17 protein-coding genes are annotated in these 23,389 nt (G+C 73.8%); 7 read left to right on the top strand and 10 right to left on the bottom strand.

Annotated features, from left to right (window positions below):
- Positions 1-4: 4 nt before the first annotated feature.
- Both ACY0MR_RS04010 and ACY0MR_RS04005 read right to left on the bottom strand, forming a co-directional pair.
- Positions 5-2,227 carry an OmpL47-type beta-barrel domain-containing protein gene (locus tag ACY0MR_RS04010; RefSeq protein WP_473559136.1) on the bottom strand — a complete coding sequence of 741 codons (2,223 nt, stop codon included), beginning with the start codon at positions 2,225-2,227 and terminating at the stop codon, positions 5-7.
- Positions 2,227-4,719, bottom strand: coding sequence for a ThuA domain-containing protein (locus ACY0MR_RS04005; protein WP_473559134.1), 2,493 nt, complete (start codon positions 4,717-4,719; stop codon positions 2,227-2,229). Before ACY0MR_RS04005 ends, ACY0MR_RS04010 begins: the two co-directional genes overlap by 1 nt.
- A 206-nt stretch (positions 4,720-4,925) precedes the next feature.
- On the opposite strand from ACY0MR_RS04005, the gene ACY0MR_RS04000 reads away from it, so the two are divergent.
- Together ACY0MR_RS04000 and ACY0MR_RS03995 are read left to right on the top strand one after the other, a co-directional pair.
- Entirely contained in the window at positions 4,926-5,966 is a 1,041-nt protein-coding gene (locus ACY0MR_RS04000; protein WP_473559132.1) for a multicopper oxidase domain-containing protein, read from the top strand.
- 133 nt (positions 5,967-6,099) lie between these two features.
- On the top strand, positions 6,100-7,968 hold the full coding sequence (locus ACY0MR_RS03995) for a CAP domain-containing protein (RefSeq protein WP_473559130.1): 1,869 nt from the start codon (positions 6,100-6,102) through the stop codon (positions 7,966-7,968).
- Between the two features lie 48 nt (positions 7,969-8,016).
- Here ACY0MR_RS03995 and ACY0MR_RS03990 read toward each other — a convergent pair whose 3' ends face one another.
- On the bottom strand, positions 8,017-9,168 hold the full coding sequence (locus ACY0MR_RS03990; protein WP_388794655.1) for a right-handed parallel beta-helix repeat-containing protein: 1,152 nt from the start codon (positions 9,166-9,168) through the stop codon (positions 8,017-8,019).
- A 274-nt stretch (positions 9,169-9,442) separates the two neighbouring features.
- On the opposite strand from ACY0MR_RS03990, the gene ACY0MR_RS03985 reads away from it, so the two are divergent.
- On the top strand, positions 9,443-10,381 hold the full coding sequence (locus ACY0MR_RS03985; RefSeq protein ID WP_473559128.1) for an endo alpha-1,4 polygalactosaminidase: 939 nt from the start codon (positions 9,443-9,445) through the stop codon (positions 10,379-10,381).
- A gap of 40 nt (positions 10,382-10,421) precedes the next feature.
- On the opposite strand, the gene ACY0MR_RS03980 is transcribed toward ACY0MR_RS03985, so the two are convergent.
- The gene (locus ACY0MR_RS03980; protein ID WP_473559126.1) at positions 10,422-10,973 is read right to left on the bottom strand and encodes a hypothetical protein; all 552 of its coding nucleotides are present in this window, start codon (positions 10,971-10,973) and stop codon (positions 10,422-10,424) included.
- Positions 10,974-11,173: 200 nt separating this feature from the next.
- Here ACY0MR_RS03980 and ACY0MR_RS03975 point away from each other — a divergent pair, with 200 nt between their 5' ends.
- The 3 genes from ACY0MR_RS03975 to ACY0MR_RS03965 all read left to right on the top strand — a co-directional run bounded on the left by ACY0MR_RS03975 (position 11,174) and on the right by ACY0MR_RS03965 (position 16,392).
- Entirely contained in the window at positions 11,174-13,507 is a 2,334-nt protein-coding gene (locus ACY0MR_RS03975; RefSeq protein ID WP_473559124.1) for an LPXTG cell wall anchor domain-containing protein, read from the top strand.
- A gap of 219 nt (positions 13,508-13,726) precedes the next feature.
- Positions 13,727-15,130, top strand: coding sequence for a glycoside hydrolase family 1 protein (locus ACY0MR_RS03970; protein ID WP_473559122.1), 1,404 nt, complete (start codon positions 13,727-13,729; stop codon positions 15,128-15,130).
- Positions 15,127-16,392, top strand: coding sequence for an MFS transporter (locus ACY0MR_RS03965; RefSeq protein ID WP_388794640.1), 1,266 nt, complete (start codon positions 15,127-15,129; stop codon positions 16,390-16,392). Before ACY0MR_RS03970 ends, ACY0MR_RS03965 begins: the two co-directional genes overlap by 4 nt.
- A gap of 47 nt (positions 16,393-16,439) precedes the next feature.
- On the opposite strand, the gene ACY0MR_RS03960 is transcribed toward ACY0MR_RS03965, so the two are convergent.
- The gene (locus ACY0MR_RS03960) at positions 16,440-16,988 is read right to left on the bottom strand and encodes a GNAT family N-acetyltransferase (RefSeq protein WP_361859847.1); all 549 of its coding nucleotides are present in this window, start codon (positions 16,986-16,988) and stop codon (positions 16,440-16,442) included.
- Between the two features lie 339 nt (positions 16,989-17,327).
- On the opposite strand from ACY0MR_RS03960, the gene ACY0MR_RS03955 reads away from it, so the two are divergent.
- Positions 17,328-18,017, top strand: a complete 690-nt coding sequence (locus ACY0MR_RS03955) for a phosphatase PAP2 family protein (RefSeq protein WP_473559119.1) — start codon at positions 17,328-17,330, stop codon at positions 18,015-18,017.
- Positions 18,018-18,063: 46 nt separating this feature from the next.
- On the opposite strand, the gene ACY0MR_RS03950 is transcribed toward ACY0MR_RS03955, so the two are convergent.
- The 5 genes from ACY0MR_RS03950 to ACY0MR_RS03930 are packed head-to-tail and all read right to left on the bottom strand — an operon-like array spanning position 18,064 to position 23,387.
- Positions 18,064-19,395 (bottom strand): glutamate-1-semialdehyde 2,1-aminomutase, encoded by a 1,332-nt coding sequence (locus tag ACY0MR_RS03950; protein ID WP_404078796.1) that lies wholly within the window; start codon positions 19,393-19,395, stop codon positions 18,064-18,066.
- Positions 19,396-19,412: 17 nt separating this feature from the next.
- Positions 19,413-19,976, bottom strand: a complete 564-nt coding sequence (locus ACY0MR_RS03945; protein WP_473559117.1) for a dTDP-4-dehydrorhamnose 3,5-epimerase family protein — start codon at positions 19,974-19,976, stop codon at positions 19,413-19,415.
- Positions 19,973-21,211, bottom strand: a complete 1,239-nt coding sequence (locus ACY0MR_RS03940) for a polysaccharide pyruvyl transferase family protein (RefSeq protein ID WP_388794630.1) — start codon at positions 21,209-21,211, stop codon at positions 19,973-19,975. Before ACY0MR_RS03940 ends, ACY0MR_RS03945 begins: the two co-directional genes overlap by 4 nt.
- Complete coding sequence (locus ACY0MR_RS03935) at positions 21,208-22,155, bottom strand: glycosyltransferase family 2 protein (protein ID WP_388794627.1); 948 nt, start codon at positions 22,153-22,155, stop codon at positions 21,208-21,210. The genes ACY0MR_RS03940 and ACY0MR_RS03935 overlap by 4 nt, the downstream gene beginning before the upstream one ends.
- A complete protein-coding gene (locus ACY0MR_RS03930) occupies positions 22,152-23,387 on the bottom strand; it encodes a hypothetical protein (RefSeq protein WP_473561682.1) in 1,236 nt (411 codons plus the stop codon). The genes ACY0MR_RS03935 and ACY0MR_RS03930 overlap by 4 nt, the downstream gene beginning before the upstream one ends.
- Positions 23,388-23,389 lie beyond the last annotated feature (2 nt).

The raw sequence follows: 23,389 nt of genomic DNA, 5'->3' as shown, positions 1-23,389 counted from the left end.
CCTCCTAGAGTTCCTTGATCCGGATGTCGCGGTAGGAGATCACGTCCGTCGTGCCGTGGACCTGGAGCCCGATGTAGCCGGAGGCGTAGCGCCGGCCGTCGGTGCCCGGGTCGTCGCCGCGCGGCGGTTCGAAGACCTGGCCGCCGGTGTTGTCGAACTCGTTGATCAGCCGGCCGTTGCGGAAGACCGAGTAGTGCTGGCCCTCCACCCGGATCTCGTAGTCGTTCCAGGTGCCCTTGGGCGTCACCCCGGCACCGGCGAGGCCGACCCGGTCGAAGCCGTACAGCGAGCCCGTCTTGTACATGTCGCCGTCGGGCCGGTCGAGGACCTGGATCTCATGGCCGTACTTGACGGCGACCCATTCGGGGCGGGGCTCCTCCGGGTTGTCGTGGACGTACGGGAAGCGGACGAAGACCCCGCCGTTGGCGTTGCCGGAGCCCGGGGCGTCGTCGCGCCACTGGAGCTTGAGCGAGAAGTCGCCGTACTGCCGCTGCGGGAACCACAGCATGCCCATGCCCGGCACCGTGGTGCTGCTGGTCATGGCCCTGTCCGAGGTCAGTTCGAACGCCCCGCCGCCCACGTGCTGCCACTTCGCGAAGCCGGCCGCGGTGCCGTCGAACAGGTCGCGGTACCCCTCCGTCTGCCCCGGCTTCCCGATGCCCGACTCCTTGGCCGCGCGGTAGATCCTGCGGTGCTCGCGGGCGTCGATGACGCCGTCGGCGAGGAGCCGGTCGGTCACCGTGTCGACGTGCTTGAGGAACAGGGCGTGCGAGGACCAGTCCTTCTCGTCCTCGATGAGCTCGTTGACGGTGCAGCGGCGGTTGGTCATCCGGTTCGGGACTCCGGTGTCGACCGTCCCGACGAAGACCGTCGGGCGCTCGTCGAACTCCGGGCAGTTCGGCGCCGGCACCCCGCCGCCCTCGGCGACGGTGAAGGAGGCGCTCCGGGCCGCGGAGGTGTTGCCGGCCTTGTCCGTCGCCCGGTACAGCACCGTGTGGTGGCCGACGCGGTCGACGATCACCGGGGTGGTGTACGCCAGGTACGGGCCGGCGTCGAGCGAGTACTCGATCCGCTCGACGCCCGAGTCCGCGTCGAACGCCGACAGGGTGACGGTGGCGCTGGTGAGGTACGCGCCGCCGGAGTCGCGCGTCCCGGTGACGGAGGCGGCGGCCTCGGGGGCGGTGGTGTCGGGATCGGGCTGCGCCACGACCGTGAAGGCCGCCGACTTCACCGCGGCGCTGTTGCCCGCCTTGTCCGTCGCCCGGTAGCGGACGGTGTGGTCGCCGACCTGGTGCACCATCACGGGGGCGGTGTACGGCTGCCAGGCGCCGTCGCCGATCGCGTACTCGATGGTGTTGACGCCCGAGCCGGTGTCGGAGGCGGTCACCGTCACGGTCGCCATGTCGAGGTAGCGGCCCTGGTCGTCCCGCTCGCCCGACACGGTCGCCGAGGTCTCCGGCGCCGTCGTGTCGTCGGTGGGCCGGGCGACGACCGAGAACGCGGCCGTCTTCTCGGCGGCGGTGTTGCCCGCCTTGTCGGTGGCCCGGTAGCGCAGGGTGTGCGCGCCGACCGTGTCGACGACGACCGGGACCGTGTACGGCTGCCACGGGCCGTCCGCGCCGACCGCGTACTCGATCCGCTCCACGCCCGAGCCGGCGTCCGTCGCGGCCAGGGTGACCGTCGCCTGGCCGACGTAGGCGCCGTCGGCGTTGCGGTCGCCCTCGACCTTCGCGGTGGTGTCGGGCGCGGTGGTGTCCTCGCCGCCGCCCTCGGTGACGGTGAGGATGCCCTGCATCTGGCCGTGCCCGGGGATGGTGCACTTGAAGAGGTAGCGGCCCGGGGTCAGCGTCACCTCGGCCGTGTGCCGGCCGCCGTTCGCGTCGCCCGGGTTGGCCAGGATGTTGAGCGGGACGTCGTTGTTGTACTCCGGGTCGGAGGCGTCGAACGTCAGGGTGTGCGGCATGCCGGTCGTGTTGCCGGTGGCCGTGCTGTTCTCGAAGACGATGGTCGTCGGACCGGCCGTCGCCGTGGTGGGGAACTCCAGGTAGTGGTCGATGGGGTCGCCGGCCTTCCAGGTCAGCACCTGGGCGGCGGCCCGGGTCCCGTCCCCGCCGCGGCGGGCGTCGTCCGCCCTGCCGTAGGCGGCGGCCGAGGTCAGGCCGACGACCATCGCCACGGCGGCCAGCAGCGCCGCCCACAGCCTCGCGCCTCCGCGTCTCGTGAGCATCACCGCGCCGCCCTCCTTGCCAGCTGGTCCGCGGCGGGGGTGGGCCCGCCGCCCGTGTAGGTCACGCGCCACAGCGCGGAGTCGGGGTGGGAGGTGAAGAAGCCCCGCCCGTAGTCGAGCACGTACAGCGAACCGTCCGGGGCGAACTTCCAGTCCATCAGGTTGCGGATGCCGCCCTGCCCGACCGGGATGATCTTCTTGAGGGACTCGGCGTGCACCGGCAGTCCGCCCCTCCCGACGGTCCTGGGGTCGGTGAGCACGGCGTGCCGCGGCTGGTCGCCGTCGTAGAAGTCGCCGACGAACCACTTGCCGTCCCAGTACGAGGGCCACTTGACCGTCGAGTCGCTCGCCGCGTCGTACCGGTACAGCGGACCGTTCATGGTCGCCTGCCCGCCGCCCTTGAGCCAGGGCAGCAGCAGCTTCTGCTCCTCCTGCTTGTAGCTCGGGACGCCGTTCGCGTCCCTGGGGTAGTCGACGCCGCCGCCCTGGGGCGAGTACCAGATGGTGTTCCCGGTCACCGGCGGCAGCTTCACCAGGCCGTCGTTGTTCGGCGACTCGTTCCTCGGGGCGTCGCAGTCGTACCAGCCGAGCGGCTTGGCCGGGTCGGCGAGGCCCCGGTCGCGGTACGGCTGCTTGTTGCCCATGCAGTACGGCCAGCCGTGGTTGCCCGCCTTGGTGATCGCGGCGAACGTGTCGTACTTCGCCGGGCCCCAGGTCGTCGACGGCGCGCCCGCGTCGGGGCCGACCCAGCCCGCGTAGAGGATGTCGGTCTGCCGGTCGACGGAGATCCGCGCGGGGTTGCGGACCCCCATCACGTAGATCTCGCCCCGGGTCTTGCCGCCGCCCTCGTCGCTCTCCTCGCCGGTGAAGAGGTTGCCGGCGGGGAGGGTGTACGTGCCGTCGGGCTCGGGGTGGATCCGCAGGATCTTCCCGTTGAGGTCGTTGGTGTTCCCCGCGGTGCGGCGGGCGTCCGCGAAGGAGACGCCCCGGAAGTTCGGGGCGGGGTTGTTGCCCGAGTAACCGCCGCTGGAACCGGACGAGTTGGTGTCCCCGGTGGCGATGTACAGATTGCCCTTGGAGTCCCAGGCCATCCCGCCGCCCGCGTGGCAGCAGCTGTGGATCTGGACCGGCCAGCTCAGCAGCACCTTCTCGCTCGCGAGGTCGAGCCGGTTCGTCGCGAGGTCGAGGGTGAAGCGGGAGACCCGTCGTTCTCCCCTGTGCTCCACGCGGTCGATCCGGGAGTGCGGTGTGTAGTGGAGGTAGACCCAGCCGTTGGTCATGAAGGCGGGGTCGAGTTCGATGCCGAGCAGCCCCTCCTCGTTCTTGACCAGTTCGTCGCCGCCGCCCTTGTTGCCGAAGACGGTGAGCGCCCCGGCCTTGGTGACCTGTTTGGTCCTCGGGTCGTAGACGTGGATCTCGCCGTTGCCCTTGCCGATGTCCGGGTCGTTCCAGTCGGTGACCACCGGCACGCTCGCGTCCGCGCCGCCGCGGCCGATGTACAGGACGCGGCCGTCGGGAGCGGCGACGAGACCGTGCGGTTCGCCGATCTGGTCGTTCTGGCCGGGCTGGTTGGGCTTGGTGACGCGCTCCGCCGTGTAGTTCGCGTCGATGGTCGCCTTGCAGTCCGACCGGGAGATGCGTGCGGTCCAGGCGATCGCGCCGCGCAGGTGGTCGCGGAAGTCCGCCTCGGCGTAGCTGTCGACGGTGCCGCCCATCGCGGTGTAGAAGGACCGTCCGCCGTCGTAGTCGCGGCACCAGGAGACCGGGTGGTCCCAGCCGTTGGGTCGGGCCGCGGGCTGGTAGGAGGCCTCCCGGACGCGTGCGACGGTGTGCACGGTGCCGGACGGGTTGCGGTCCCAGTTGAACCACTTGTCGGGCCGCTTCCACTCCAGCGGAAGGGACTTCGTCGCCGGGTGCTGCCGGTCGCCGACCTCCACGACCGCGCGCTGCGTGCCGCTCGGCGCGCCGGTCGGCCGGGCCCCGATCAGGCCGGTGAACCAGCTGGAGTAGGGCTCGGTGCGGGCGGCCTCGTGGACGCCGACGAAGCCGCCGCCCGCCTCCATGTAGGCCTCCAGGCCCGCTTCCTGCTCGGGGTCCAGCACATCGCCGCCGCCGGTCAGGAAGACCACCGCGTTGTACGTGCCGAGCCGCTCGGCGTCGGTGAAGACGGCCGGGTCGTCGGTGGCCACCGTACGGAAGCGGCCGGCGGCCGGGCCGGTGAGGCCGATGCTCTCGACGGCCGCGATGCCCGCGTCGACCGTCGGGGACTCGGCCGTCGCGGACCCGTGGAAGACGAGGACCCGGACGTTCGCGCCGCCGGGTGGCGACGGCAGCGATAACGTTGTCGCCGCCTCGGCCGACGGCGGGCCCGGATCCGGCTTGGCCGCGGCGGGGCCGCCGCCGAGCAGCGAGGCGGTCAGGGCTCCCGCCCCGAGTGCCGCCACGAAGAGGCACGTTCTCGCTCTCGACCGGTGATGTGGTGTGCGCTTCATGGGTCACCCATCCCTCTGAGGTCACAACGACAGCCGTTGAAGCTAGACCTCTTTGCACGGTTCGCCAAGGGCTATGACCGCAACCGGACGAACTTTGTCCTGAGTGTGGATAAACAGTCGGCGCCCCGCTACGGTGTGGGCCGTCCCCAGGAGCCCCCGTCGGCCCCGCAGCCCGTCAATCTCCTCTGAAGACCGGAGAGTTCGACATGGACAGACGCAGCTTCAACCGTCGCCTGCTCGCGGGCGGGGCCGTCGCCGCGACCGGCGTGACATCGTTGTCCCTCGCATCCGCCTCCAGTGCCGCGCCCGACGCCACCGCCGCGGCGGCCCCGCTGAGGACTGCCCCGGCCGGCGGCCAGGTACGCCATCTCACGCTGTACGCCCAGAAGTTGGCCGACGGACGCATGGGGTACGGCCTGGAGAAGGGGAAGGCCTCCGTGCCCGGCCCGCTCATCGAGCTCAACGAGGGCGACACCCTCCACATCGCGTTCGAGAACCTGACGGACGTCCCCGTCAGCCTCCACGCGCACGGTGTGGACTACGACATCGACAACGACGGCACCCGGATGAGCGGGAGCCACGTCGAGGCGGGCGCCACCCGCACGTACACCTGGCGGACCCATGCCCCCGGCCGCCGCCCCGACGGGACCTGGCGGCCCGGGAGCGCCGGCTACTGGCACTACCACGACCACGTCGTGGGCACGGACCACGGCACCGGCGGCATCCGCAAGGGCCTCTACGGCGGCCTGGTGGTGCGCCGCAAGGGCGACATCCTGCCGGACAGGCAGTTCACCATCGTCTTCAACGACATGACGATCAACAACCGGCCGGCGGCGGACCCGCCCGACTTCCTGGCCACCGTGGGCGACCGGGTGGAGATCGTCATGATCACGCACGGCGAGTACTACCACACGTTCCACATGCACGGTCACCGCTGGGCCGACAACCGCACCGGGCTCCTCGCCGGCCCCGAGGACGTGAGCCGGATCATCGACAACAAGATCACCGGACCCGCGGACTCGTTCGGCTTCCAGGTCATCGCCGGCGAACACGTCGGCGCCGGCGCCTGGATGTACCACTGCCACGTCCAGAGCCACTCCGACATGGGCATGGCCGGGCTCTTCCTGGTGGCCAAGCCGGACGGCACCGTGCCGGGCCACGGCGACCACGGGACGCACGGGGCGGCGAAGACGGAGGCGGCGGGCGAACCCGCCGCCGGGACCTCCGGGGGCGCCCACCACCACTGACCCGGCCGACCCCGCAGGCCCCGTGGGACCCGAGTGACTCACGTCACTTTCACCGTCTCCCGGGTTTCCGTTATCCGCGTCCCGCTCCAGGCTCTCCCATGCGCAATCACCTCCAACGAACGGGACGGTCGGCGTGCGGCAGAGCACAGGAATCGAGCGGGACACGGAGCTGGTCCTCGCGGCGCGGAACGGCGACCCGTGGGCGCGTGAGCAGCTGGTCACCGCCCACCTGCCCCTGGTCCACACCACCGTGGCGGTCGCCATGAACGGCCGCCACGGTGCCGAACACGTCGAGCACGTCGTACGGGAGACGATGCTGCGCGCCCTCGACGGCCTCCCCGCCCTGACCGACCCCGGGGTCTTCCGGCCCTGGCTGGTCGCCATCGCCGTGGACGGGATCCGGCGCCACCGGCACCAGCAGCCGGCCGGGTACGCCCACGGGGACGGCACGCCCGGCGGGCGGTGGCCCGGGCACGGACCGGCCCAGGAGATCACCGAGGCGGCCCGCTGGCTCGACCCGGACGACGGGGAACTGCTGGCCCTGTGGTGGCTGGAGTGCGCGGGCGAACTGACCCGTCACGAGACGGCGGCCGCACTCAGGTGGCCCGCCGAGGAGGCGCCGGCCCGGTTCGAGGCCGTACGGGCCCGGCTCGACGCCGGCCGGGTCGTCGCCGCAGCCCTCGCCGGGAACCCCGCCTGCCCCTTCCTCGGCCGGGAGGCCGCGGACTGGGACGGCCGGCCCTCCGCCCCGTGGCGGGACCACCTCGCCCACCACACGCTCGGCTGCGGGCACTGCGCCCCCCGCTGGCACGCCCTGGTCCCCGCCGAGGTCCTGCTGTCCGCCGCCTCACCCGTGGGGGCGGCCGGAGCGGACGAGGCCGCGCGCGGACGGGCGGCCGCCTCCGCCTTCGCCGCCGCGCCGACCGCCCACGGCTTCGCCCCCGACGCGTACGCGGCCGCCGATGCCGCCCCGTACCGCGCCCCGGAGTACGCCGACCCCTCCGCGACCGCCCCCCTCGGCGGGTCCGCCCACGAGCACGCGGCCGACCTGACCGAGCCGTTCGTCCTGGCCGGCCAGGCGGGCCCCGGACGCCCCCACCAGCCGCGCTCGGCCCCCGCCTCCGCGGCGCCCGGCCGGCACGGCACGCGCGCGGCCCTCCGGCGCCGCCGCCAGACGCAGGAGCGGAGCCGGCGCCGCGCCGTCATCGCGGCCGGCGTCGTCGTCATGGCGGTCACGGGCGGGGCGTTCTCGCTGTCCGGCGGCCGCGGCGGGGACGACGAGGTCCTGGAGGCGAACCGGGTGACCGCACCCGAGCTCGACCTGCCCCTCGACCAGGACCCGTCCACCCACTCCGGGACGCCGACTGAGGCGACCCCCAGCGGCTCGCCGTCCGCCTCGAAGTCCGCCACCGCGCGCCCCTCCGCGTCGGCCACGCCCAGCGCGCGTCCCACCACCGCGTCCCCCCGTCCGGTCCGCACCGCCAAGCCCGCCCCGGTCAAGACCACCCCGCCGCGCACCGCGGCGCCCACCCCCGACACCCGGCCGAGCAGGCCCGGCTCGGGCACCGGCTCCGGCGGCGAGGCCGGAAACGGGACGGGCGCCGGTCAGAACGACCAGGGTCCGAGCTCCGAGGCCGACCAGGTCGTCGCCCTGGTCAACGCGGAGCGCGCCAAAGCCGGCTGCGGCCCGCTGAGCGCGAACGCGACCCTCACCCGGGCGGCGCAGGGCCACTCCGACGACATGGCGGCCCGCGACTTCTTCGACCACACCAACCCCGACGGCGCCGGCCCGGGGGAGCGGGTGACGGCCGCCGGGTACCCGTGGTCGACGTACGGCGAGAACATCGCCATGGGGCAGAGCTCCCCCGAGCAGGTCATGGAGTCCTGGATGAACAGCCCGGGCCACCGCGCGAACATCCTGAACTGCGACTTCAAGGAGATAGGCGTCGGCATCCACTCCCAGGGCGGCCCGTACTGGACCCAGGTCTTCGGCGCCCGCTGACGGGAGGGGTGCGGCCCGCGGCGCCGCGGGCCGCACCCCTCGCGGCCGTCAGGGCGTCACGGGGACGTTCGTCAGGCCGCTGCGGGCGTTCGTCACCGTGTTGGAGGCGTGCACGACGTTCGGGGCGCTCGCGCACTTCGACGTCGAGGTGATCTTCACGGCGTAGGCGCCCACCCCGCCGAGGTCGGAGCGGTTGCCGCGCCACACGTTGCCGCAGCCGTTCGGGAACGACGGGGTCGTCGACGGGTTGTGGGTCTCGTACCCGTTGGCGAATGTCCCCGGCCGGGTGAACGTCCCGGTGTTGCCCTCGATCAGATAGCCCACGCCCTTGGCGTCGATCCAGGAGTCGGCCGAGTTGGCGCCGCTGATCCCCGTCCCGTCGAAGGTGTTCCCGCGGATCACCCCGTCGAAGGTGCCCTCCTTGACGTCGATGTGCTCGGCGGCGACCGCCGGTCCGATCCTGTTGTCCAGCACCTGGACCCGGTCCGAGCGGTCCACGCCTCCCTGGTTGCCGTGGCAGGCCCAGTTGGAGCCGGCCGAGCCGATGTAGACCCCCTCGCCGTACCCGGCCTGGACCAGGCCGGTGTGGGTGATCGTGGAGTTCCGGAGGACGCCGTCGGCCGAGGAGCGCCGGAAGTGCACCGCCTCCTCGTCGACGTGGTGGACGGAGAGGCCGTCGATCGTCACGTGGTGGGAGTCGTCCAGGACGACACCCTTCTTGGACTCCTTCACCGTGAAGCCGGTCAGCCTCCAGTACGGCGCGCCGTACAGCCACAGCCCGTAGCCCGAGTCCCAGCCGCTCGTCGGGGCCGGGCAGGACGGCGCCGTGCCCGACGGGCCGTCGTTGACGAGGACGGCGTCCGGCGGGCCGGTGAGCGTGATCGGCGCGGCGGCCGTTCCCGGCCGTGTCGCCACGAACGACCCCCGGTACTCGCCGGCGGCCAGCCTGATGGTCAGACCCGGCTGCGCGTCGGCCAGGGCGCCGCGCAGCTGTGCGGCCGTGGACACGTCGACGACCGGGCCGGCGGTGCCGTCGGGGGCGGCCGCGGCGGCGGCCCGGTCCTCGGCGGCGGCGGTGCCGCCGGTCAGGCCGGTGAGGCCGGCCAGGGCCGTGGCGAGGGCCGCGGCGACCGCCAGGGGGCGGCTCGCGCGGAGGGTGCGGTCTTCCGGTGCGGGGCGTGCCTGAGGTGCGTACGACATCCGACGTCCTCTGGGTGAGTGCTGCGCGAGGGCAGCGGTGGGGGCTCGCATCGATGTCCGGACGATGGTTAGGAAATGTTCCTGACCATTGCGCGGGAGAGTAGGGACGGCCGACGGGCCGCGCAAGACCTCGTCCACGATCCGAGCACCTGATTGAGGTTCAGATACTTGGCCGAGACAGGCCGTTGGGGCCGGTTCGGGTGAACGCGTGCCCTCCGGACGGTGTTCCGCGGACCGGCACGCGCGGGGCGCCCCGCGCCCGTACCGTGGGTCCGTGGGCGGCCGGGTGCCGTCCCCAGGAACCGACGAGCAGGAGCCCCGCACCGTGATCGCCCGCGCACCCCGTCCCCTCCGCAGCGCGCGAAGGCGCCGGCACCGCCTCGCGGCCCTGACCCTGGCCTGCCTCCTCGCCGCCGTGACGGGCTGCACCGCGGCGGCGGAGGGCCGGGGCGCCGGCTCCGCCCCCTCCTCCCCGCCGCCCTCCGCCGGCCGCGCGGTCGTCCCGCCCGAGCCCCACGTCGGGTTCGACTACCAGATCGGCGGCCCCTACCCGCCGCCCGCAGGGGTCGGCGCCGTCTCCCGCGACCGTACGGCGGAGCCCGCCCGGGGGCTGTACAACATCTGCTACGTCAACGCCTTCCAGGCCCAGCCGGACGCCACCGACTGGTGGGAGGAGAACCACCCCGACCTGCTGCTCCGGGACGCCGGGGGAGCGCCGGTCGTCGACCAGGACTGGGACGAGGCCCTCTTGGACGTCTCCGTGCCCGCCAAGCGCGAGCGCCTCGCCGCGATCGTCGGCGGATGGATCGACGGGTGCGCCGCCGCCGGCTACCAGGCCGTCGAGGCGGACAACCTCGACTCCCACGCGCGGTCCCGGGGCCTCCTCACGCCCGAACACGACCTCGCCTTCGCGCGGTTGCTCATCGGCCGCGCGCACGCGGCCGGACTCGCCATCGGGCAGAAGAACGCCTCCGAGCTCGCCCGGCGCGGACGGGCGCTCGGCTTCGACTTCGCGGTCGCCGAGGAGTGCGGCCAGTACGACGAGTGCGGTGCCTACGCGACCGCCTTCGAACACCGGGTGCTCGTCATCGAGTACCGGCCCGAGGGCCTGGCCCGCGCTTGTGCGACCTGGGGCGGGACGCTCTCCGTGGTCCTGCGCGACACCGACGTCCGCCCCGCGGGCGAACCGGGGTACGTCCGCCGGACCTGCTGACGGCGCCGGTCCGGCGGCGGACCTCGCCCGCCCCGCCCGCCTACGCCCCCGCGCCGCCCGGCTCGTAGTCCTGGAGTTCGGCGCGCAGCGCGCCCGGGGCGGTCGCCGGGTCCGCGCGGAGGAGACCGAGGAGGCTGCTGAGGGGGCGGTGCTGCGGGCGGGCGTCGAAGTCGATGCCCTCGGGGTCCGGGAACGCGTCGAGCCGCTCGAACGGCACGATGACGTAGGGCCGCCGGGACCAGGGGTGGCCGTCGGAGGGTTCGGGGTCCATGCGCCACCCCGTGCCGCGGGTGCGGTTGTGGACCTCGCCGACGTACCAGCAGGCGACCTGGACCAGCGGGGTCCCCTCGCGGGCGAGCAGGTCCTCGGGGGAGGCGACCTGCTCGCGGACGAGGGCCTCCACCCGGTCCAGGGAGCCCTCTCCGAAGTCCCATCCGCCGCCGTGGCGGCGACTCCACTCCGGGAACGCGCCCCGCTGCTCCTCCAGCCAGGCGCTCAGCCGGGGGTTGTCGGCGTGCGCCGCGTCGATGCGCTCGGCGACGGCGTGCTCGTCGTCGTCCGCGGCTCCGTACTCCCCGATCTCATGGCTCACAGCTGCTCATCGTAGCCCTCTGTGTGAGGGCAAGACTCCTGGATCTGCACGGAGTTGACACACGCCGCACCGCCCCGACCGCATTGCGCAGGCAAAGCGCAGCCCTAGGATCGGACCGCTTGTGCGGCGCCGACATGAGCACGGGGGCCCTGGCGCCGTACAACCCCGCATCGACCCGTGGGGCTCCCGGGGGAAGCACTGTGAAGCCAGCACGAATAACGCGCCGCTGGCGCGCGCTCAGGAACGGCCTGCTCGCACTCGCCTGCGCCACCGTCGTCACGATCACCGGCCAGCCCGTCGTCGGCGTCGCCGAGGCCGCACCGCCCAAGCTGAAGCCGGGCAAGCGCTGCGACGAACTGTACGGGGTGAGGAACGTGCCCACGGGAGGTCTGCCCCAGGGCGACGCCTCACGTGCGGTGGACCGCTGGGACACCTACGACTACGTCAACCCGGGCCTGCAGTTCGACGGTCTCGCCCCGACCCGGGAGCAGCTCGACGAGGCGGGCACCGACTACAAGAAGTACGACCACAGCGATCCGAGGCGCATCTACGCCCGGTTCAACGCGCAGCGGCGGTGGACGTCCTTCGCCGACTACCTGGCGAAGGTCTACATCCCGAACCAGGGGCACGACGCCCGCGGCAAGGCCTTCATGGCCAAGGTCGTGCGCGAGATGGGCCTGACCGGCCCCGACTGGATCTGCGAGAAGGAGTTCGCCTTCGTCGACCCGGACACCGGCGACCGTCACGTGCGCCGCCTCGACGCGTACAACAAGCGCAGCCGGGAGATCGTCGAGGTCAAGTCCAACGGCAAGCCCGACGGGCGCGAGAAGCCCGCGGACCGGGCCTGGGCCAAGAACCCGGGCTGGCGCTCGTACCGGTACACCTACGTCTTCGCCGAGAACCAGACCTCGGACGCCAGGGCGTTCATGAAGGAGCTCAAGGACACCGCGGGCAAGGACTCCCTCGGCCGCGACCGCGTCCGCACCTACGCCTACCAGTCCCACCACAGGGGGCTGGCCCCCAAGGGCACCGAGAACGGGCCCTACCGCGCGAACGGCACGACGATGGCGCCCGGCAACGGCGCCTCCACGGGCTCCCGCGGCTCCGGCAACCAGGTGATCAACCAGTCCCCGCCGAACCCGCGGATGCTCAAGGAGCAGCTGGACCGGCTGGGCCGGACCGGCGAGCGGGCCCTGATGAACCGCGGCCTCGGAGGCATCGACTTCACCACCCTGGACCTGCGCTACATCGGCAAGGCCAAGGACGGCAAGGGGCTGGACTACGCGTTCTCCGCCAAGGAGGTCGCGGACGACTACGCGGCGGGCTGGGGCGGCCGGGAGAAGGGCGACCTCATCTCGGACGCCTTCTTCACCTGGCTCGCCCTCGACCCGTCCACGTTCTGGGTGAACCTCAACCCGGACGAGCCGAACCGCATCATCGACCAGGACTTCGGGAAGACCGACGCGGGCCGCGTGCTCCTGGAGGCGGACCTGGAGCTGAAGCACGACATCTTCAAGGCCATGGACCCGGAGACGCCGGCGGGCCGCGACTTCATGAACGCCCTGCCCCGGCGCGACGGCTTCCCCTGCTGGGCCGGCTTCCGCTACTGGATCGAGCCGGAGACCGCGGTCGTGCGCGAGCAGGACGGCGGCATCCACATCCTCGACACACCGCTGAAGCTGTCCACGGTCCCGCAGCAGACCACCACCCAGCCGCCCGGCGGCAAGGGCTGCGACCTCACGGAGGAGGAGACCCGGCAGTCCGACCGCGTCCTCGACCGCTACATCACCCCCCTCGTCGCGGAGAAGGTGAACGACGGCGACTACTACGCCGACCTGCGCCGCGTCTACACGGCCCGGGTCGCCGCCGAGTGGGTGCGGCAGAACGCCGCGGACCTGCCGGCCGAGTACCGCTCCGTCATCGGCAGCGGCGACGTGCGGCGCTGGCCGCTGCGCGCCCCGCACCGGGACTGGACCGGCAAGCAGGTCTGGGACCGCTACTACAAGGCCTTCACCGAGGGCACCTTCACGTACCGGTGGACGAACGGCGAGGAGGTCTCCGTCTACACCGTGGGCGGCGTCGACTTCTCCCGGCAGCCGAAGAGCAACATGAACCCGGTGCGCTTCCGCACCGAGCAGCGCTACAAGCCGCGCACGGTCGGCTTCGCGGTCGACACCCTCGCCGACGACCCGCACCGGCAGGGCTACCTCATGTTCGGCGGCAACAGCGCCGGGCGGTCCGAGGGCGGCACCCCCGCTCCCACGCCGACCCCGACCGGCACGGGCGGACCGACGGCGACTCCGTCCCCGACGGGAACGGGCGGGCCCGCCCCGACCCCGGCGGACCCGGCGCCGACGACCGGCCGGCCCCCGGGCGCGACCGCGGCGCCCGGTCCCGACGGCCCCGGCGGCGACCTCGCCGACACCGGCAGCAGTGCCCCCGTCGGTCTGATCGCCGGAGTCGCGGCCGTCGCGATCGGCGCGGGCGGCGCGCTCGTGTGGTGGCGGCGGCGCCGGGCGGGTGTCGGCGGCTGACCGGTGACGCCCCGACAGGCGGCCTGCCGGTAGCGCCCCGACAGGCGGCCGACCGGTAGGCCCCGAGAGGAGACCGGGCCCTTCCCGCACGCGGGAAGGGCCCGGTCGCGTCGCGCCCCCCAAGAACATGAGAATTGTTCACTTTCCATTGACAGGGCGAACCCGCGGCCCCGAAAGTGCCGGGAGCAACCCGCACGCCGCCGATCGAAGCGAGTCCACATGACAGCGCCCGTACCCGAGTTCCCGGCCGGCTTCCTCTGGGGAGTCTCCGCCTCCGCCTTCCAGATCGAGGGCTCGCTCACGGCCGACGGCCGCGGCCCGTCCAGCTGGGACGCGTTCACCGGGGAACAGGGACGGGTCAAGGACGGCTCGCGGGCCGACGTGGCCACCGACCACTACCGCCGCTACCGCGAGGACGTCGCGCTGATGGCCGAACTCGGCGTCGGCGCCTACCGGTTCTCGATCTCCTGGTCGCGCGTCCTGCCCGACGGCCGCGGCCCGGTCAACGGCCGCGGCCTGGACTTCTACGACCGGCTCGTCGACGAGCTGTGCGCCGCCGGGATCACCCCGGCCCCCACCCTCTTCCACTGGGACACCCCGCTGGCCCTGGAGGAGGAGGGCGGCTGGCTGAACCGCGACACCGCCGAGCGGTTCGCCGCGTACGCCTCGGTCGTCGCCGAGCGGCTCGCCGACCGCGTGCCCCTGTGGATCACCGTCAACGAACCGGCCGAGGTGACCCTCCTCGGCTACGGCCTCGGCGAGCACGCCCCGGGACGGCGCCTGGTCTTCGACGCGCTGCCCGCGGCCCACCACCAGCTCCTCGCCCACGGACTGGGGGTCCAGGCCCTGCGCGCCGCCGGGGCCCGCAGCATCGGGATCGCCGCCTCCCACAGCCCCGTCTGGACCGCCGGCGACAGCGACGAGGACCGGGCGGCCGCGGAGCTGTACGACACCCTCACGAACCGCCTCTTCGCGGACCCGATCCTCACCGGCTCCTACCCCGCCGGCCTGGACTCCCTCCTCCCCGGCCCGGTCGCGGAGGACCTGAAGACGATCTCGGCCCCCCTCGACTGGTACGGCGTCAACTACTACAACCCGATGCTCGTCGGCGCCCCGAGGCCGGCCGCCGACCCCTCCGCCGGGGAGGAGCCCGCCGGCCCCGCCGACTCCTCGTTCGGCGGCATCGAGATCCCGCCGGACCTCCCCTTCGACATCCGGCAGATCGAGGGACGCGAACTCACCGACTTCGGCTGGCCGGTGGTACCGGACGGCCTGCGCGAGCTGCTCGCCACCCTGCGCGAGCGCTACGGCGACCGGCTGCCGCCCCTCTACATCACCGAGAACGGCTGCTCGTACGGCGACGGGCCCGACCCCGAGACGGGCCGGATCGACGACGCCCGCCGGATCGCCTACCACGACGGCCACGTCCGCGCCCTGCACCGGGCGATGGAGGAGGGCGCCGACGTCCGCGGCTACTTCATCTGGTCCATCCTCGACAACTTCGAATGGGCGGAGGGCTACCGGCAGCGCTTCGGGCTGGTCCACGTCGACTACGAGACGCTCGCCCGGACCCCGAAGCGGTCGTTCGCCTGGTACCGCGACCTGATCAAGAACGCCGGATGACCACCGAGGGGACGGCGGCGGACGGAACCGCCGCCGGACCGGCCGCCGAGCCCGCCGCCCCGGCCGGAGGGCGCTGGGTGGGCGCGCTCTCCCTCGCCAACCTCGGTGTCTGGGTGGGCTGGTTCGGCCCGCTGCAACTGCTGCTGGCCCGTCAGGCGGAGCACCTCACGCCCGACCACAAGGCATCGACCCTCGCCCTGGTGACCGGTGTCGGAGCGGCGGTGTCGATGATCGCGAACCCCGTCTTCGGGGCCCTCTCCGACCGGACGACGGCCGCCGTGGGCCGGCGCGTCCCCTGGGTGGCCGGCGGAGTGGCCGGCGGCGCGGCCGGGCTCCTCCTCCTCGCCTCGGCGCGGAGCGTCACGACCGTGACCGCCGGCTGGTGCCTGGTCCAGCTCGCCCTCAACGCGGCCTTCGCCGCGCTCACCGCGGCCGTCCCCGACCAGGTGCCTCCGCGGCAGCGCGGTCTGGTCGGGGGCTGGCTCGGGGTCTCCCAGGTCGTCGGCATCCTGGTGGGCACGGCACTGGCCACGCTCGCGGGCGGAGTCGGCGGCGGCTACCTGGCCTGCGCGGTCTTCACGGTGCTCGCGGCCGTGCCGTACGTCGTGATGCGCCGCGACACCGCGCTCTCCCCGGCCGACCGTCCGGCCTTCCGGTGGCGGTCGTTCCTCACGGGCTTCTGGATCGACCCGCGCCGCCATCCCGACTTCGGCTGGGCCTGGCTCACCCGGTTCCTGATGAACCTGTCGTACTCGATCAGCACGATGTACCTGCTCTACTACCTGACCGACGCCGTGCACTACAGCGGGAACGCGGACAACGGCGTCCTCGTCCTCACGGCGCTCAACGCGCTCACCCTGCTCTCCACGGTCGTCGTCAGCGGCATCCGCTCGGACCGCAGCGGTCTGCGGAAGCCGTACGTGATCGGCTCCGGCCTGGTCATCGCGGCGGCCACCCTGCTGCTCGCCGTCTGGCAGACGTGGACGGGCGCCGTCGTCGCCTCGCTCGTGCTCGGCCTCGGCTTCGGCGTCTACACGGCCGTGGACTTCGCCCTGCTCACCGACGTGCTCCCGGCGGCCGAGGACCGGGGCAAGGACCTGGGCGTCATCAACATCGCCAACGCGCTGCCGCAGGTCCTCGCCCCCGTCGTCGCCGCCCCGGTCGTGACCGGGCTGGGCGGCTACACGGCGCTGTACGCCCTCGCGGGCGCCCTGGCCCTCGCGGGATCGGTCCTCGTGCGCCGGATCCGGTCGGTCCCCTGAGGCGGGCGGCGCTCCAAGCGGTCCCGGGCCGCCCGGAGCGCGGCGCCTCAGACCTCCGGCAGGGAGGGGTCGGGCGTCCAGGGCTCCGGCGCCGTCACGGCCCAGCGCTCGTGGTCGCGCCAGCCGCCGTCGATGTAGAGGTAGTCCGGCGACAGCCCCTCGTACCGGAAGCCCAGCCGCCGCACCACGGCCAGCGACGGCTCGTTCCCCGGCTGGATGTTCGCCTCCAGCCGGTGCAGCCGCAGCTCGCCGAACGCGTACTCCAGGACGGCGGCGAGCCCCTCGGTCATGTAGCCCCGCCCCGCGGACGGCGCGAAGGCCGCGTAGCCGAGGGAGGCGCCCTGGTACCGGCCCCGGATGATCGAGTTGATGTTGACCATGCCGGCGGCCTCGCCGGTCTCCCGGACCCGGATCAGCAGGCCCAGGTTGGCGCCGTCCTCGAAGCGACGCATCCAGGTCCGGAACTCCTCGGCCGTGGAGGGCAGCTGCATCCACGGCCCGTGCAGCTCGGCGCTGGCGCGGACGAGCGCGCAGAACTCGTCCTGGTCGGTGAGGTCGAGCGGGTGCAGGGCGACCCGTGGCGAAGGGGAGATCATGCGGCCACGCTAGTCCCTGCCGTCACGGGGCCCGGCGCCCCCCGTCGTCCGGTGGATCCGGGGCTCCGCCCGGAACGGACCGAGGGGATGTCGTGCCGATCAGGCCGGACCCCGCGAGCCCGGCCTGATCGACACCCCCGAAGCCCTCCCGCGCCGCGGCCCGGGCCGCGCGCCTGACGTACGCCGTGGTGGCGACCCCGCCGGTCGAGGACCGGCCGGGACGCCCTCCGGGATGCGCCGCCGGCCCGAGAGGAAACGGCGCAGAACCGGCCCCGCCCCCGGTATACGCTCGCGGGAGAGGGCCCGGTCACGACGGCCGGACACGACGGGGGGCTCGCCTTGGAACGCCTGGCCGAAGGGGACCGGCCCGCGCCCGCGGTGCTGCCCCCGCCGATCCGCTCCGTGCTCCTCCCGGTGGCGACCGCCGCCGCGCTGCTCGTCCTCGCGCTCGGGCTCCGGTACGCGGACGCCGGCCGGCCCGGCCGGCTCGACCTGCGCATCCTCGCCGCGATCGAGGGCACGGGGACGAGAACCCGCCACCTCGCCCTCGCCGTCGACTTCCTGGGCGAACCGCTCGGCGCGGCGGCGCTGATCGCCGCGGTCGTCGCGGGCTGCCTGCTGCTCCGCCGCCCCCGCGCGGCGGTGCTCGTCGTCGCCGGCGTCGGCGCCGCCGTGGTGGCGACGCGCGTGCTCAAGCACCTCGTGGGACGCACCATCAACGGCGAGGGGAACCTCTCCTACCCGAGCGGGCACACCGCGTTCCTCACCGCTCTCGCCCTCGTCGCGGTGCTCCTCGCGACCGGCCGCTCCGGCCTCGGCAGGGCGGCCGGGACCACCCTGGTGCTGCTCGCGGCCCTGGCCGCCGGCACCGCCATGGGCTGGGCCCAGGTCGTCCTGAGCGCGCACTACCCGACCGACGCCCTCGGCGGCTGGTTCACCGCCCTCGCGGTGGTGCCGGCGACCGCCTGGACCGTCGACCGGGTGGCGGACTCCGCCCGGCGCAGGCGCTCCGGACGGCACCCCGGGTGACATCGCGTCACCTCGCGCCGGGCGTCACCTCACGTCCGGCGCCTCCTCACACCGTGCGCCGGAAGACGGGCTTCACCGGCCGGCCCCCCAGCCACGGCGCGGGATCGCCGGCGTCCAGCGCCTTCCGGTACACCGCGCAGGCCTGCGCCACCACCTCGACCGTGCGGTCGACGTCGGCCTCGTCGAGGGCGCTGCTCACCACGAACGACGGTGCCAGGATCCCGCCCGCGAGGAGCCGGCGCAGGAACAGCGTCCGGTACTCCTGCGACGGCCTGCCCTCCGCGTCGAGCGTCCCGAAGACCAGGTTGCTGGCCCGCCCCCGGACGACGACGTGGTCCGCGACACCCATGCCCGCCGCGGCCTGCCGCACGCCCGCCGCCAACCGCTCGCCCAGGGCGTGCAGACGGGCGGTCACGCCCTCCTCCGCGTACGTGGTCTGCACGGCCGCCGCGGCGGCCAGCGCGTGCGTCTCCGCGCCGTGCGTGGTCGACAGCAGGAACACCCGGTCGCCCGAGTGCCGCAGTCCGCCCCACTCCATCAGGTCGCGGCGCCCGGCGAGCGCGGAGACGGCGAAGCCGTTCCCCAGCGCCTTGCCGAACGTCGAGAGGTCGGGGACGACCCCGTACAGACCCTGCGCGCCCGCCTCCGACCAGCGCAGACCGGTGATCATCTCGTCGAAGACCAGCACGCAGCCGTGCCGGTCGGCCAGTGCGCGCAGCCCGGCGAGGTACCCGGGCGGCGGCTCGGTGTGCCCGGCCGGTTCGAGGATCAGACAGGCGACCTCGCCGCGGTACCGGTCGAGCAGCTCCTCCGTCGCGGCCAGGTCCCCGTACGGGAACGCCACGGTGAGCTCCGTGGTCGCCGCCGGGATGCCGGCGTTCATCGGCGTGGTGCCGATGAACCAGTCGTCCACGGAGAAGAACGGGTGGTCGCCGCAGACGGCCACCCTCGGCCGGCCCGTGACCGCGCGGGCCAGGCGGACCGCCGCGGTGGTGACGTCCGAGCCGTTCTTCGCGAACTTGACCATCTCGGCGGTCGGCACCGTGGCCAGGAACCGCTCCGCCGCCTCGACCTCCACGATGGACGGCCGGACGAAGTTGCCGCCGCGGTCGATCTCCCGACGGACCGCCTCGACGACCCGCGGATGGGCGTGCCCGAGGCTCACCGACCTCAGGCCGGAGCCGTACTCGATGTACCGGTTGCCGTCGACGTCCCAGACGTGGGCGCCGCGGCCGTGGCTGATGACCGGGGCCAGGCCCTCGGGGTACTGGTCGTCGCCCTTGGCGTAGGTGTGCGCGCCCCCGGGGATCAGGGCGTGCAGCCGCGCGTTCGCCTCGCGCGACCGCGGCAGGGCGAACTCCTCGGTCTCTTGCGTCACTTCGGTCTCCACGCGGGTCACTCTCCGGGGCTCGGGCGCTGCTGCTCCAGGACCTCGGCGAGGCTCGGCGCCTCGCGGTCCCGGGGGGACATCGACACGGGCGGCAGCGGCCACGGGATGGCCAGGTCCGGGTCGTCGAAGGCGATCGTCACGTCCTCGGCCGGGTCGTGGGGCCGGTCGATCCGGTACGAGGTGTCCGCCGTCGCGGACAGCGCCTGGAAGCCGTGGGCGCACCCCGCCGGGATGTAGAGGGTCTTCTGCGTCTCGCCGGAGAGCTCGAAGAAGGCCCGGTTGCGGTAGGTCGGCGAACCCGGCCGCAGGTCCACCACGACGTCGAAGATCCTGCCGTACGAGCACCGCACCAGCTTGGCCTCGCCGGCGCCGGAGCGCAGGTGCATGCCGCGCAGCACGCCCCGGACCGAGCGGGACACGCTGTCCTGCACGAAGGCGTCCGGGTCGACGCCCACCGAGCGGACGACGTCGGCGTCGAACGTACGGCAGAAGAAGCCGCGTTCGTCGGCGTACGGCGTCGGTTCGAACAGGTGGGCGCCGTCGATCTCCGGGACGGGGATCGCTTTCATGAGGTCTCCCGCGGTGCGTGGGCGTGGGCGCGGCCGGTTCCGGGGAACACGGCCGCGGTCAGGGCGGTGAACTGCTCGTCGAGGTGCCGTCCGACGGACAGGTTCCGCTCGGCGAGGGTCAGCCGCAGCTCCGCCGCGTGCTTCTCCAGCTCCCGGAACCGGTCGAGCAGTCGGTCGGCGTCGGCCTCCCGCGCCGGATGGCGGTACGCGGCCAGGCCCATGAGCTCCATCAGGGCGTCGCTCTTCGCCGCGTAGCTCAGCGCGAGGGTCGGCACGCCGACCCGGAGCGCGCAGACCAGGTTGTGGTACCGCGTCGCCACCACCGCGTCGGCGGTGGCCATCTCCTTCATCAGATCGTCGAGCGAGGCCGTCTCGGCGGCCGTGACCAGCGGCGAGTCGACCGCGTCGAGGATCGCCGCGACCACCGTCGCGTCGACCGCGTCGCCGGTCAGCAGTCTCACCGGTCTGCCGTCCTCGACCAGGGCGCGCACGAAGCGGGTCGTCCCGTCCAGATAGCGCCGGTGGATCTCCTCGGCACGGTCGCGGTCGTCGTCGCCGCCGTGGAAGTCCATGACGCCGACGCACACCGGGCCCGGTGCCCCCGAGGGCGCCCCGGACGGCGGCGCCGGCAGCGCGAAGGCGAGGTCCGGGTGGACCGGATCGCCCGCGGTGTCCACGCCCATCTCCCGCAGGGCGTCGCGGGACTGCGTGTCGCGGTACGAGCGGTACGCGGCGAGCCGCGCCGACCAGCGCACCAGCGTCCGCGTCGCCCGGTTGCCGACCGGCCCGGCGCCGACGCCGACGAGCGCGACCCGGGTGCCGAAGAGCCGGCCGGACGCGCAGAGCAGGAACAGGGCGTACGGGAAGCCCCACGGCCGCAGCGGCAGCGTGGCCTCCAGGACGCCCATGCCCGGCACGATCACCACGTCGTGGCGGCGCACCCACGCGGCGGTGCGGACCGCGTCGACGAGCTTGCCGAGCCCCTTGCCCGCGACCGCGCCCGCCCGTGACGCGGTGCGGTACTCCCCGCGGTACCAGTGCAGCCGGGTCGCGGGGAGCCCGTGGCGGAGCCGGACGACCTCGGGTCCGCCGCACATCGCGTCGACGACCGCGTCCCCGTGGTCGCGCCGGAGGTACCCGAGGACGGCCTCCATCGACCCGTCGTTGCCGAGGTTGCCGGAGCCGAGCAGGCCGAAGAGGCCCACCCGCACCGGAGGCCCGGCCGGAGTCCTCACGTCCGCCCGCCCTCGCGGCCGGCCACGATGTCGTCGAGGGAGACGGCGAGCCGGTCCGGGTCGACCGGGGTCCGGTCCTCGACCCGCTCCCCGGCGCCCGGCCGGGCCCGGCTGGCCGCCCACGACACGAGGTGGCCGTAGCAGGCGCGCCGGTCGGCCGGCGTCAGCGGCGCCCGCCGGATCGCCGCGACGAAGCCCCAGACGTACTCGGCGAGCAGCCGGGGCGTCGGATGCAGCAGTCCCGCCCGGCGGGGGTCCAGGTTGACGCAGCGGGAGCGCTTCGAGGGGTTGGCCCGCTCCGCGCGGGTGGGGTGGTCCCGGCGGAAGTACAGCAGCTCCGGCACCTGGTGGAACGGGCCGTGCAGGCCGATCTCGGAGACGAACGTGCGGTCCGCGTGGTGGTAGCTGTCGTGCGGCCTGACCCGGCGCAGCACGTCGGCCCGCATCACCCCGTAGAAGTCGTCCCCGCCGGGTTCGAACAGCATGCTGCGGAAGCGCTCCGGAGCACGCGGCGAGGCGGTCGCGAGGGTGTAGTCGTACGGGACCTTGACCCGGCCGTCGCCGTCGATGACGGCCTGGTCGGCGTGGGCGAGGATCACCTCCGGACGCTCGTCCAGCGCGTCCACGCAGCGCCGCAGCAGGTCCCGGGCGTACAGGTCGTCGTGCGAGGCCCACTTGAACAGCTCGCCGCGGCACTGGGTGAACACGTAGTTGTGGTTCGGCGCGGCGCCGATGTTCCGGGTCAGCCGGATGTACCGGATGCGCGAGTCCCGCGCCGCGTACTTCCGGCAGATGTCCCGGGTGCCGTCGGTCGAGGCGTTGTCCGAGATGACCAGCTCGAAGTCCTCGTAGGTCTGGCCGAGCAGGGCGTCGAGGGCCTCGGCGAGGTACTCCTCGCCGTTGTACACGGGCAGCCCGATGCCGAGCCGGGGTGGGGCGGTCATGGTGTCCTCACTTCGGGAAGGGGTTTCTGGTGGTGCTCACGCAGGGCGGACCGCAGCTCCAGCCACCACACGGCCGAGCTGCCGAGGGTCGCGACGGCCACGCCCCAGGCCGAGCCGACCGTGCCGGCGGCGAGCGCGCCGCCGAGTCCGCCGCCGACGTAGAGGGTCGAGGCGATCAGCTGGCAGCGCAGGCTCCGCCGGGCCGCGGCCAGGGCGCGCAGCCCGGCGGCCGCGCCGGTGCCGAGGCCGGCGGCCGCGACACCGAGGGTGGCCGGCACGATCAGGGCGGCGGCGGCCTGCCAGACGTCGCCGAGGACGAACGCGCCGAGCCGGTCCGGCACGAGGAGCAGCGCCGCGCCCCACAGCAGGGCGGCCACGGCCTGTCCGCCGCCCAGCAGGAAGCAGAACGCGCCCAGCCGGTGCGGGGCCTGTCGCAGCACCCGCGCCGCCTCGGCGACGGTCACCAGCGACAGCCCCATCAGGACGGCGAGGAACGGGCCGAGGAGGAGCTCGGCGCCCCGCACCACCCCGACCGCGCCGACGCCGACGATCGCGCCGAGCCCGTACGCCCGCAGCTGGCCCGCGCCGCTGACGCCGACGTTCTCGACGAGGTAGCGGTACCCGAGGTCGCGCTGCTCGCGGATCCAAGGGCGCGCCCCCGCCGGCCGGGGCCGGATGCCGGACTGGAGACGGCCGTAGCCGGCCGCCACCGCGGCGGCCGCCCCCCAGGCCAGAACGAAGGCGGCGACGCTGCCCACCCGGGCCGCCGCGACCATGGCCGGCACCAGGGCGGCGCCCATCACGAGGTCGTTGACGAACGCCTTGCGCCCGGCGCCGGCGGCGAAGAAGGAGAACCGCCAGGCGTCCTGGAGCAGGAGTCCCGGCAGCACGACGCCGAGGCAGGCGAAGGCGTGGCCCACGGGACCGCCGAAGCCGAGCCCGAGGGCCAGGCACACCGCGCCGACGGCCACGCCGACGCCGAGGGCGGTCCCCGACGACCGGGCCACCGCCCCCCGCCAGGACTCCTCGGGCACCCCGCTGAACCGGACCATGAGCGGGTCGGTGGCCAGCCCCCGGGAGACCCCCAGCACGACGCCGAAGGTCACCCAGGCCAGGCTGAACACACCGAACGCCTCCAGCCCGAGCGAGCGCGCCACGTAGATGCCCACCACGAAGTTGGTCGCGCTGGACGCCGCCTGGTCGGCGAGCCCCCAGGACAGCCGGCCGGCCATGC

This window comes from Streptomyces sp. JN8, from assembly GCF_055808075.1.
This window is presented reverse-complemented; position numbering and strand designations above follow the sequence as displayed.